Below are 11,667 nucleotides of genomic sequence, written 5' to 3'. Positions count from 1 at the left end.
CCGCCGAGGGCGACGCGGCGGCCGATGCGGCCGCCGTACCGGAACCGGAGCCCGTCGTGCCCGCGCCGCCCGCGTACGCGCCTGCCATAGCGGCACGGCCCGACCCCGTCGCGGCGGTGCCGTGGGGGATGCGGGTCGCGGCCGAGGCCGGCTGGCGCCTTCTCGTACTCGCGGGCACGCTCTGGGTGTTGATGAAGGTCATCAGCGCCGTGCAGCTCGTCGTCTTCGCCTTCGTCGCGGCGCTGCTCGTCACCGCGATGCTCCAGCCGACGGTGGTCAGGCTCAAGCGGCTCGGTCTTCCGAGAGGTCTCGCGACGGTCGTCACTGCCGTACTCGGCTTCGTCGTCATCGGCCTGGTCGGCTGGTTCGTGGTCTGGCAGGTCATGGACAACGTGGACACGCTCTCCAGCCAGGTCCAGGACGGCATCGACGATCTGCGCAACTGGCTGCTCACCAGCCCGTTCCACGTCACCGAGGACCAGATCAACGACATCGCCAAGAGCCTGCGCGAGGCGGTCGGGGCGAACACGGAGGAGCTGACCTCGGCGGGGCTCGAAGGGGTCACCGTGATCGTGGAGGCCATGACCGGCATCCTGCTCGCGATGTTCTCGACGCTGTTCCTGCTGTACGACGGCAAGCGCATCTGGGAGTGGGTCCTGAAGCTCGTCCCGGCGCCCGCGCGGCCCGGTATCGCGGGCGCGGGGCCGCGTGCGTGGCGCACGCTGACGGCCTATGTGCGCGGCACGGTGATAGTGGCTCTGATCGACGCGATCTTCATCGGGCTCGGGATCTACTTCCTCGGGGTGCCGATGGCGGTGCCGCTGGCCGTCTTCATCTTCCTGTTCGCGTTCATCCCGCTGGTGGGTGCGGTGATCTCGGGCGCGCTCGCCGTGGTGGTCGGTCTGGTGACCCAGGGGGTCTTCACCGGTGTGATGACCCTGGTCGTGGTCCTCGCCGTGCAGCAGATCGAGGGGCACATCCTGCAGCCGTTCATCCTCGGGCGTGCCGTGCGGGTGCATCCGCTGGCCGTTGTGCTTTCCGTGGCCGCGGGTGGCCTTGTCGCAGGCATCGGCGGTGCGGTGGTGGCCGTGCCGCTCGTCGCCGTGACGAACACGGTGGTGGGCTATTTGCGGGCGTACTCCCGGGAGGCCGCCCTGAAGCAGTCACCGCAGCCGCGGGGCGCGACGGCGCTCGAGGTGGCCCCGGTGGATTCCCCGGCTGCCCCGCCGTCGGGTGCGGGTTCGTAGGGGCCCACCGGCCCACCGGCCCACCGGCCCACCGCCGTCCGGCGATTGAAAAAGCGGCCCCGCCCAGCTTCTGCTGGGCGGGGCCGCTTTTTCGGCTCTCAAGGCGACTACGCCAGGGACTCCTCGGAGTCCAGCGTGACGCCGACCGCCTGGATCACGGCGGCGATCTTGAAGGCTTCCTGGATCGTCTCGCGATCCACGCCCGCCTTCCGCAGCACCTGCTCGTGCGAGTCGAGGCACTGGCCACAGCCGTTGATCGCGGAGACCGCGAGCGACCACAGCTCGAAGTCGACCTTCTCCACGCCCGGGTTACCGATGACGTTCATCCGCAGGCCGGCCCGCATCGTCCCGTACTCGGGGTCCGAGAGGAGGTGGCGCGTGCGGTAGAAGACGTTGTTCATCGCCATGACGGCCGCGGCCGACTTGGCGGCGGTGTACGCCTCGGGGGAGAGGTTCGCCTTCGCCTCGGGCTCCAGCTCGCGCAGCACGCGCGGGGAGCGGGACGCGATGGCGCAGGCCAGCACGGTGCCCCACAGCTGCTGCTTGGGCAGGTCCGAGTTGCCGATGACCGAGCCGAGGTTCAGCTTCAGGTCCTTGGCGTAGTCCGGTACGGCGGACTTCAGTTCGTCGAGTGCCATGTCAGTAGGCTCCGTTCACTCGCCCGAGAGGAGCGCGACCGGGTCCAGGGTCTCGTCGCCCTGGGTCCAGTTGCACGGGCACAGCTCGTCCGTCTGGAGCGCGTCGAGGACCCGGAGGACCTCCTTGGGGTTACGGCCCACGGAACCGGCGGTCACCATCGTGAACTGGATCTCGTTGTTCTGGTCGACGATGAAGACGGCGCGCTGCGCGAAGCCGTCCTCGCCCTCGATGCCGAGGTCACGCATGAGCTCGTGCTTCGAGTCGGCCAGCATCGGGAAGGGCAGGTCCGTCAGGTCCGGGTGGTCCTTGCGCCAGGCGTGGTGCACGAACTCGGAGTCACCGGAGAAGCCGAGGACCTGGGCGTCACGGTCAGCGAACTCGTCGTTCAGCTTGCCGAAAGCGGCGATCTCGGTCGGGCACACGAAGGTGAAGTCCTTGGGCCACGCGAAGACGATCTTCCACTTGCCCTCGTAGGTCTTGTGGTCGATCTGCTGGAACTCAGAGCCCTTCTCCAGCGAGACACAGGCAGTCAGATCGAACTGGGGGAACTTGTCACCGACAGTGAGCACGCGCTCTCCTTGCTGCAAAGAAATTCCCTTTTGGGGAGTTTCCTGGGGGGTTGGACTGGTGTTGATGGTGGCACAGGGTGCATTGATTATGGAAATAGCTAGAGTGGGTCGTGTTGATCGGACCTAGCTATCAGTCCTAGTAATAGGGACAGCGAGAAACAGCGAAAAGGAGGCGTGCCGTGGCCACCAGCGCCAAGCCCGCAGCCAAGCCCGCGGCCAAGCGCGGCGCCCGCCAGCCGAGCCTCGCCCAGCTGCGTGCCTTCACCGCCGTCGCCGAGCATCTGCACTTCCGGGACGCCGCCGCCGCGATCGGCATGAGCCAGCCGGCGCTCTCCGGCGCCGTCTCCGCCCTGGAGGAGACACTCGGTGTCACCCTGGTCGAGCGTACGACGCGCAAGGTGCTGCTCTCGCCGGCCGGCGAGCGGCTCGCGGTGCGGGCCAGGGCCGTGCTCGACGAGGTCGGGGCGCTGATGGAGGAGGCCGACGCGGTGCGCGCGCCGTTCACCGGCGCGCTGCGGCTCGGCGTGATCCCGACCGTGGCGCCGTATCTGCTGCCCACGCTCATCGGGCTCGTCCACGAGAAGTATCCGGACCTCGATCTCCAGGTGCACGAGGAGCAGACCTCCTCGCTCATCGAGGGCCTGGGCGCGGGGCGGCTCGACCTGCTGCTTCTCGCGGTGCCGCTCGGTGTGCCGGGCGTCACCGAACTACCCCTGTTCGACGAGGACTTCGTGCTCGTCACGCCGCTTGACCACTGGCTCGGCGGGAGGGAGGGGATTCCGCGCGACGCCCTGCGCGAGCTGAACCTGCTGCTGCTCGACGAAGGGCACTGCCTGCGCGACCAGGCCCTCGACATCTGCCGGGAGGCGGGCCGCGCGGACGCCCCGGTGACCACGACCGCCGCCGGGCTCTCCACCCTCGTACAGCTGGTGGCCGGCGGGCTCGGCGTGACGCTGCTTCCGCGCACCGCCGTCCGCGTCGAGACCAGCCGCAGCAATCAGCTGCTCACCGGGTACTTCGCGGATCCGGCGCCGACCCGGCGCATCGCCCTCGCGATGCGTACGGGGGCCGCGCGGGCGGCGGAGTACGAGGCGCTCGCCGCAGCCCTGAGGGGGGCCGTGAAGCCGTTGCCGGTGCGGGTGTTGTGACCCCGCACCGGCAACGTACCGCCCCCGGAAGGGGAGTTACTCCGTGCGCAGGCCGTCCGGGCGCATCATGCGCCACAGCGGCGGCAGGCTGAGCAGCGTCACGACCGCGACGAGCACGGCTCCGGCGACGGTCAGGGGAGCGAAGAGCCACCAGTCGGTGACCGACTTCTGGACCATCCGGACCATGACCCAGCCGAGGCCGAGGCCGCCCGCCACGGCGAGCACCAGGCCGATCGCGACCGGAATCGCGGTCTGCCACAGGATCGACCACCCCATCGACGCGCGGCGCGTGCCGAACGCGGTGAGCGCCGCGAGCAGCCGCTTGCGCTCCCGCAGTTGCTCGATCATCGAGACCAGCAGGGACGCCGCGATCAGCGCCATCGTCGCCATCGCACCGATCTGCAGACCGGTCTGGATGGTGGCGTACTGCTTGTCGCGCTCGACCGCGCGCAGCGTCGTCACGTCGAGGAACGGATCGACGCGGGCCGCGGTGTTGCGGATGTACTCCTCGGCGTCCCGGGTGTCCGGGTCGACCTGGATCATCGCGGTCGTCGTGGCGTCGGTCAGCTTGGAGGCGTCGATCGCGCCGGGCGTCGCGTAGATGCCGTCGTGCAGTTCGCCGCCCGGGTCGGGGCGCGCCTTGACCTTGCGGGAGTCGGCGGGCAGCGTCCACGGGACGTGCTTGTGCCCTGCCTCGTCCCAGCTGATGGCGTTCAGGTCGATCGGCTTGCCCGGACGGGCCGACTCGTCGACCCAGTTGTTCATCTGGGTGTCGCCGGTGTGCACGACGAAGGTGTCGCCGTCCTCGCACCTGCCGATCCGGGCCAGCTCGCGCAGGTTCGCGCAGGTGCCGACCGTCAGCTCAGTGGTGGGCCGTATGGCGTCGGGGTTCTTCAGCTTGCCCGGCTTCACGACGTACGTGGAGACCGTGCCGATGACGTTCTTGACGCCCTTGGTCGTGCGGAACTTGTCGATCATCCGCTCGGCGAGGTCGCCATCGCCGACGTCGGCCCTGACCACCAGCTTGGCGCGGCCCGGGTCGTTCCCGGTCACCCGGTTGAAGTCGTCGTGCATCGCGACGAACAGCATCTGCAGGGCGACCGCGCCCGCGACGGCCACGGTGATGCCGCTGACCGCGCGCGCCGCCGCACCGCTGCTCAACTGGAGCCTGCGGGTGGCGAGTTGCCACGGCACGGGGCCACCGCCGCGCAGCCGGGCCACGCTCGCCTCGACGAGCCAGGGCAGCAGCGCGGCCAGGCCCACCAGGGTGAGCGTCGCGCCCACGCCGATGGCGAGGACCGGCGGGGCCACGTTGCCCCCGACGTAGCCATTGACCACGTCGCCCCCGACTTGGCCCGAGGCGAGCAGGATCCCGAGGCCGAGGAGCGGCATCGCGACGCGCCACCAGACGCGGCGCTTGCGGGGCTTGGTGCTGCGCACGACGCCCAACGGCTCGATGGAGACGGCCCGCAGCGAGATCAGCGTGACCAGGACGGACACGACGGGCACGGCGAGCAGGACAAGCAGGGCGAGCCCGGGCATCGGCACCACGTCCGAGGGGAAGGCGCTGATCTTCCACCCGGCGAGGGTGCCGATCACCTCGCGCACCCCCAGGAAGAACACGCCGCCCAGGGCGAGGCCGAGCAGCGCGCCGCACAGGGCCTCGCCCGCCGCGATCCGCCGCACGCTGTGGGCGTCCGCGCCGACCAGGCGCAGGGCGGCGAGCCGCCGGTCGCGCCGGTCGCCGCCGAAGCGGACCGCCGTGCCGATGAAGATGACCACCGGGGTCAGCAGGACCACGCAGATCAGGACCACCAGGACGATCAGCAGCGGGTCCATGGGTTCCGCGGGCTCTTTGTACCCGAAGGCCGCCACGCGGTGGCCGCCCTTGGCCTGGGTGAGGGCGTCCGAACCGGCGTAGTAGTAGAGCTCCTTGGGGTTGGTCAGGCCCGCGTCGCCGATGGTGTCCGTGACGCGGTACTCGCCGAACCGCTCCTTCAGGAGGGCGCCGTCGGAGCTGTCGAGGAGCTCGCGCAGGGCGGGCGACACCGCCATCTCGCCGGGCGCCGGGAGCTTCTTCAGGCCGGGCGGCAGGGTCGGGTTGCTGCCTTCGGCGCGCAGTACGCGGCCGTTCACCGTGACGTCGCGGAAGTCGGTGGGGACGTCGCGCTGGAGGACCGTGGAGTCGGACCGCTTGATCTTCTTGGCCGAGAACTGGTCGTTGGCGGCGCGGGCCACCGAGCGGTCCTCGCGGTTCTGGAGCAGGTTGGGCACGGAGGCCGCGCCGAGCAGCAGCGCCACGCCGAGGCCGACGCCGACCGCCGTCAGGAGGGTGCGGGTCCACCCCGCACGGCCGCCGCCGACGGCGAAACGTATGCCCATGGCGAGGTCGCGGGCGAAGGCGCGGGGTCCCCCCTTGGACACGGTCGCGGCGCTGTCGGCGAGCTGCGCCGCGCGGCGCGTGCCGTCCTTGGCGCGCGTGTCGAGACTCATATCGCCCGCTCCATGTCCCGCGCCCTGCCGTCGCGTACGACGATCTCGCGGTCGGAGTAGGCCGCGACCCGCGTCTCGTGCGTGACCAGGACCACGGCGGCGTTCGTCGAGCGCGCGGCGTCGGTGAGCAGCTCCATCACGCGCTCGCCGTTGAGCGAGTCGAGCGCGCCGGTCGGCTCGTCGGCGAAGAGCACGCGCGGGCTCGTGGCGAGCGCGCGGGCCACGGCGACCCGCTGGCCCTGACCGCCGGAGACCTCGCCGGGCCGCTTGGCGGTGACGTCCTCGACCTCGAGGCGCTCCATCCAGGTGCGGGCGGTCGCCTCGGCCTCCTTGCGCTTCGCGCCGTTCAGCCGCAGCGGAAGCGCGACGTTCTCCACGCAGGTCAGCTCGGGGACCAGCTGTCCGAACTGGAAGACGAAGCCGAACTCGCTGCGGCGCAGGGCGCTCAGCGCGGCGTCCGGCAGGTCCGTGAGCTCGCGGCCGTTGTACGTGATGGAGCCGGAGTCGGGCTTGACGATCCCCGCGAGGCAGTGCAGGAGCGTGGACTTGCCGGAGCCGGAGGGGCCCATCACGGCGACGACCTCTCCGGGGTGGATGGAGAACCCGGCGTCGTCGAGCGCGGTCGTCGGACCGTACGTCTTACGCAGGCCGGAGGCGGTGAGGAGGGAACCTGCGGGGGTCATGCGGAGCGCACCTCCTGGGCGAGCTTGCCGAGGCGTGCGGCGGCAAGTTCCAGCCAGCGCAGATCGGCTTCGAGGTGGAAGAGCGCGTGGTCGCAGATCAGCTGGTCGGCGAGGTCGCCCTTGCGCTTGCGGTCGGTGAGGATGCGCATCAGGCGCAGGTGCTCGGCCCGCTGGGCGTCGAGCATCTCCGAGGCGTCGCGCTCGGTGAGGAGCGCGAGGACGACCTTGGTGTAAAGGGTCGACTGGAGGTAGGGCTCGGGCTTCTCCGGAGTGGCGAGCCAGCGCTCGACATCGGTGATGCCGGCTTCGGTGATCGCGTACCGCTTGCGCTCGGGGCCGCCGCCCGCCTCTATGCCGTCGACCTCGACGAGGCCGTTCTTCAGGAGGCGGGACATGGTCGAGTAGACCTGCCCGTAGTGCAGTGGCTTGTCGTGACCGAACTTCTCGTCGAAGGTGCGCTTGAGGTCGTAGCCGTGGCGCGGGCCCGACTCAAGAAGGCCGAGGAGGGTGTGACCGATGGACATGCGGAGCACTCTACACGGTGTGTATACGTGGCGTGTATACGCCTCATGTGAAGCTCAGAGGTTCGAAAGCCGGGCAACCTTCTGGGGCCCGTGTTCGTCGATTGTTAAGGGCAGGTGCTCTTTGTCACGTCCGGAAAAGACCGGATCGGCAAGAGTTTGTCCCAGGGTGCGGTGTTAGCTTCATGAGCTGACTCGACGTACGCATGCGGACTAGACGGAAGCGGAGCACACAGGACCATGGGCCGAGCGGAAGAGCGACAAGCGCGGCAGCGCGGCGCGCGCCGGGCATCGCGCGGGCGCCCCGCCGGTGGCGGCAAACCCAAGCGCACGGGCATACGCCGCTTCTTCACGCTGAAGAAGATCCTGGGTACGTTCTTCGGGCTCTGCCTGCTGGGCATGCTCGGCTTCGTCGTCCTCTACATGGTGGTCGAGGTGCCCGAGGGCAACGCGGCGGCCAAGCTCCAGAGCAACGTCTACAAGTACAAGAACGGCGATGTCATCGCCAGGACCGGCGAGCTGAACCGCGAGGTCGTCGACCTGGACAAGGTGCCCAAGGACGTGCAGCGCACGTTCGTGGCCGCCGAGAACAAGTCCTTCTACAAGGACAAGGGCGTCGACTTCAAGGGCACCGCCCGCGGCCTGATCAACACCGTCTCCGGCAAGGGCAAGCAGGGCGGCTCGACGATCACCCAGCAGTACGTCAAGAACTACTACTTGACGGCGGATCAGACGGTGACCCGCAAGCTCAAGGAACTGGTCATCTCGCTGAAGGTGGACCAGAACAAGAGCAAGGACTACATCCTCGCCGGGTACATCAACACCAGCTACTACGGCCGCGGCGCCTACGGAATCCAGGCCGCCGCCCAGGCGTACTACGGCATCGACGCCGAGGAGCTGGACGTCTCGCAGGGCGCCTATCTCGCAGCGCTCCTCCAGGCCCCGAGCCAGTACGACTGGACCTCCGCCACGGACGCCAGCAGGAAGCTGGTCAAGGCGCGCTGGAACTACGTGCTCGACAACATGGTCGAGGAGAACTGGCTGCCCGCGAGCAAGCGCGAGGGCCTGAAGTTCGACAAGCCGGAGTCGCCCAAGGCCGCGCCCGGCCTGGAGGGCCAGACCGGTTACCTCGTCAAGGAGGCCAAGGCCGAGGTCATGAAGGCCGGCCACCTCAGCGAGGAGCAGTTCGACGCGGGCGGCTACACGATCACGCTGAACATCGACGAGAAGAAGCAGAAGCAGCTCGAGAAGGCCGTCGACAAGAAGCTGAACGACCAGCTCGACCCCGACAAGCGCAAGGCCGACGCCCGGGTGCAGGCGGGCGCCGCGTCCGTCGATCCCAAGACCGGCAAGGTCCTCGCGATGTACGGCGGCGAGGACTACGTCAAGCACTACACGAACAACGCCACCCGGCGTGACTACCAGCCGGCCTCCACCTTCAAGCCGCTGATCCTCGCCGCGGCCCTGGAGAACGGCGGCAAGACGCAGTCCGGCCAGCCGATCACGGCGAACACGATCTACGACGGCACCAGTGAACGCCCGGTCAAGGGCAGCGACGTCGCCTTCGCGCCGCCGAACGAGGACGACAAGAGTTATGGCCAGGTCACCGTCCAGAAGGCGATGAACAAGTCCATCAACTCCGTCTTCGCGCAGATGGGCGTGGACGTCGGCATGGACGACGTACTGGAGACCGCGGGCAAGCTCGGCATGGACGTCGAGGACCTGCCCGCCGTGCCCGCCCAGACCCTGGGCACCATGGGTGCGAGCCCGCTGGAGATGGCGGGTGTCTACGCGACGCTCGACAACCACGGCAAGAAGGTCACCCCGGCGATCGTGGCGTCCGTCGAGCACAAGGACCGCACGATCGAGATGCCGGACGCGATCGGCGAGCAGGTCGTCGAGCGCGGCACCGCGGACTCGCTCACCTCGGTCCTGACCGGCGTGGTCGACGACGGCACCGGCCGCGCGGTGCGCAGCCCCGTACAGGACGTGGCGGGCAAGACCGGTACGTCCGACGACAACAAGTCGGCCTGGTTCACCGGCTACACGCCGAAGCTGGTCACCTCCGTCGGCCTGTTCGGCGAGGGCGCGGCGGGCACGGCCGAGCAGAGCAAGCAGGTCTCCATGAAGGGCGCGGGCGGCCTGCCGCGCGTCGACGGCGGCGGCTTCCCGGCGCAGATCTGGGCGGCGTACACCTTCGACGCGATGGGCTCGCCCAGCAAGTTCGACCTGGACACGTCCATGGGCGCGGCCATCGCACCGCCCCCGGACCCGACGACGCAGGCCCCGCAGGAGCCGACGGACGAGCCGTCGGAGACCGAGGACCCGACGACGAAGCCGCCGACGGACGACCCGACGACGGAGAAGCCGACGGAGACTCCGACGACCGAGCCGCCGACGGACGACCCGACCACGGAGCCGCCGACGACCGATCCGGAGGAGCCGGACCCGACGGACTCCATCGAGATCCCGGAGAACCCGAACGGGCGGCCCGGCAACAGGGACTGACGGCCATACGGTCCACGCGCACGGCGAAGGCGCCCGGAAGCAACTGCTTCCGGGCGCCTTCGCCGTGAACTGCCGGGCGATCACGTGAACTGCCGGGCGATCAGCTGTGGTTCAGCTCGAACCACACGACCTTTCCGGTGCTCAGACGCGTCGCGCCCCACCGCCGGGCCAGCTTGTTGACCAGATAGAGGCCGCGTCCGCCCTCGTCCGTGGCGCGCGCCTGCCGCAGGCGCGGTAGTTGCGGCACGTCGTCGCCGACCTCGCAGCGCAGTACGTCCGTGCGCAGCAGGCGCAGGGTCACCGGACGCGTCGCGTACCGCACGGCGTTCGTCACGACCTCGCTGACCAGGAGCTCCACGGAGTCGTTCAGCTCCTGCAGGCCCCAGCGCTCCAGGGCGCTGCGGGCGAGGCGCCGGGCGCGGGAGGGCGTCGCGTCCTCCGGTTCCAGGTACCAGTACGCGACGTCGCTCGGCGCGATGCCGTCGAAGCGGGCGGCGAGCAGCGCGATGTCGTCGTCCCGGTCGCCGGGGCCGAGCATGTCGAGCACGTCGTCGCAGAGGGCCTCAAGGGGCGGCGGATGGTCCGGTCCCGTCAACTGGGCGGTGGCGGCGAGCCGTTCGCGCAGCTGCTCTATGCCGGTCCACACGTCACGCAGCCGGGACTCGACCAGGCCGTCCGTGTAGAGCAGCAGGGTGGCGCCCGCGGGCGCGTCGAGCTCCACGGCCTCGAAGTCCACGCCGCCCACGCCGATGGGGGCGCCCGGCGGGACCCGAAGGACCTCGGCGCGGCCGCCCAGGTGCAGCAGGACGGGTGGCGGGTGTCCCGCGTTGGCGATGGTGATGCGGTGCGCGACCGGGTCGTAGACCGCGTAGAGGCAGGTCGCCATGCGGTCCGAGCCGAGGCGCTGGGCCTGCTCGTCCAGGTGGTGCAGGACCTCCTGGGGCGGCAGGTCGAGCCCGGCCAGGGTCTGGGCGGTCGTCCGCAGCTGGCCCATGATCGCGGCCGATGTCATGGAGTGCCCCATGACGTCGCCCACGACGAGCGCGACCCGGCTGCCGGGCAACGGGATCGCGTTGTACCAGTCGCCGCCGACCCTGGCCGTCTCGGCGGCCGGGAGATAGCGGGACGCCAGGCGGACGCCGGTCGGGCGCGGCAGGGTCTCGGGCAGCATCGTGCGCTGCAGCTCGTCGGCGATGTACGCCTCGCGGCCGTAGAGCACGGTCTTGTCGATGCCGAGCGCGCTGTGCGTGGCCAGTTGGGCCGCGACGAGCAGGTCGTCGTTCTCGAACGCGGGCCGGTCGGGGCGGCGCAGGAACACCGCGGCGCCGATCACCCGGCGCCTGCCCCGCAGCGGCGCGAGGATGGCCCGCTGGCCCGAGGGCACCGTCCGCCCGTCGCCGAGCAGGTCGGGCAGCGCGGCGCGGGCCGCGGGGGCGTCGGCGAAGACCGGGCGTACGCCGCGCAGGACTTCGGCGAGGGCGCCGCCGGGGCGCACCTCGCACAGCTCGGCGGTCGTCACGAGGTCGGTCTGCACCTGGAGGGCGGGCATGGTGCCGCCGTCGGTGTCGGGCTCCTCCGGAATGCGGTCGGTGCGGCGCAGGCGCAGGACGAGGGCGCCGCTCGGCCGCTCCTCGCCGACCGGCAGCGGATCGCGCAGATAGACCAGTATCGCGTCGGAGAACGTCGGCACCGTGGCCCGGCACAGGCCCATCACGATCTCGTCCAGGTCGATGCCGCGGGCGATGCGCCGGGTCGCGGCGCCCACGAAGCGCAGCCGGTCGCCGTCGCGCCGCATCGCCGCGGGTCCCGAGCCCGGCGGCCGTGGCTGTCCCGTGCGCCGCTCCTCACCGCCAGGGGCG

9 protein-coding genes are annotated in these 11,667 nt (G+C 70.4%); 3 read left to right on the top strand and 6 right to left on the bottom strand.

Annotated features, from left to right (window positions below; all coding sequences use genetic code 11):
- Positions 1-1,247 (top strand): AI-2E family transporter (locus ABD378_RS23435; protein ID WP_344523341.1); only part of this gene is annotated, 1,247 nt, incomplete at its 5' end.
- 107 nt (positions 1,248-1,354) lie between these two features.
- Here ABD378_RS23435 and ABD378_RS23430 read toward each other — a convergent pair.
- Positions 1,355-1,885: an alkyl hydroperoxide reductase gene (locus ABD378_RS23430; protein ID WP_344523339.1), complete on the bottom strand. Its 531-nt coding sequence runs from the start codon at positions 1,883-1,885 to the stop codon at positions 1,355-1,357.
- 15 nt (positions 1,886-1,900) lie between these two features.
- The gene (locus ABD378_RS23425) at positions 1,901-2,455 is read right to left on the bottom strand and encodes a peroxiredoxin (RefSeq protein ID WP_344523337.1); all 555 of its coding nucleotides are present in this window, start codon (positions 2,453-2,455) and stop codon (positions 1,901-1,903) included.
- Positions 2,456-2,634: 179 nt separating this feature from the next.
- Here ABD378_RS23425 and ABD378_RS23420 point away from each other — a divergent pair, with 179 nt between their 5' ends.
- Positions 2,635-3,603: a LysR substrate-binding domain-containing protein gene (locus ABD378_RS23420; RefSeq protein ID WP_344523334.1), complete on the top strand. Its 969-nt coding sequence runs from the start codon at positions 2,635-2,637 to the stop codon at positions 3,601-3,603.
- Positions 3,604-3,639: 36 nt separating this feature from the next.
- Here ABD378_RS23420 and ABD378_RS23415 read toward each other — a convergent pair whose 3' ends face one another.
- From ABD378_RS23415 to ABD378_RS23405, 3 genes are all read right to left on the bottom strand, one after another.
- On the bottom strand, positions 3,640-5,985 hold the full coding sequence (locus ABD378_RS23415; protein ID WP_344523599.1) for an FtsX-like permease family protein: 2,346 nt from the start codon (positions 5,983-5,985) through the stop codon (positions 3,640-3,642).
- A gap of 107 nt (positions 5,986-6,092) precedes the next feature.
- A complete protein-coding gene (locus ABD378_RS23410; RefSeq protein ID WP_344523332.1) occupies positions 6,093-6,779 on the bottom strand; it encodes an ABC transporter ATP-binding protein in 687 nt (228 codons plus the stop codon).
- A complete protein-coding gene (locus ABD378_RS23405; RefSeq protein ID WP_160506940.1) occupies positions 6,776-7,303 on the bottom strand; it encodes a PadR family transcriptional regulator in 528 nt (175 codons plus the stop codon). Before ABD378_RS23405 ends, ABD378_RS23410 begins: the two co-directional genes overlap by 4 nt.
- Before the next feature lie 237 nt (positions 7,304-7,540).
- Between ABD378_RS23405 and ABD378_RS23400 the strand changes: the two genes are divergently transcribed.
- Entirely contained in the window at positions 7,541-9,808 is a 2,268-nt protein-coding gene (locus tag ABD378_RS23400) for a transglycosylase domain-containing protein (RefSeq protein ID WP_344523328.1), read from the top strand.
- Positions 9,809-9,908: 100 nt separating this feature from the next.
- Here ABD378_RS23400 and ABD378_RS23395 read toward each other — a convergent pair.
- The coding region (locus ABD378_RS23395) for a SpoIIE family protein phosphatase (RefSeq protein ID WP_344523326.1) at positions 9,909-11,667 on the bottom strand (1,759 nt) is incomplete at its 5' end.

Origin of the sequence: Streptomyces rectiviolaceus (assembly GCF_039533825.1) — a bacterium.
In the GTDB taxonomy this organism is placed as follows: Bacteria; Actinomycetota; Actinomycetes; order Streptomycetales; family Streptomycetaceae; genus Streptomyces; species Streptomyces rectiviolaceus.
This window is presented reverse-complemented; position numbering and strand designations above follow the sequence as displayed.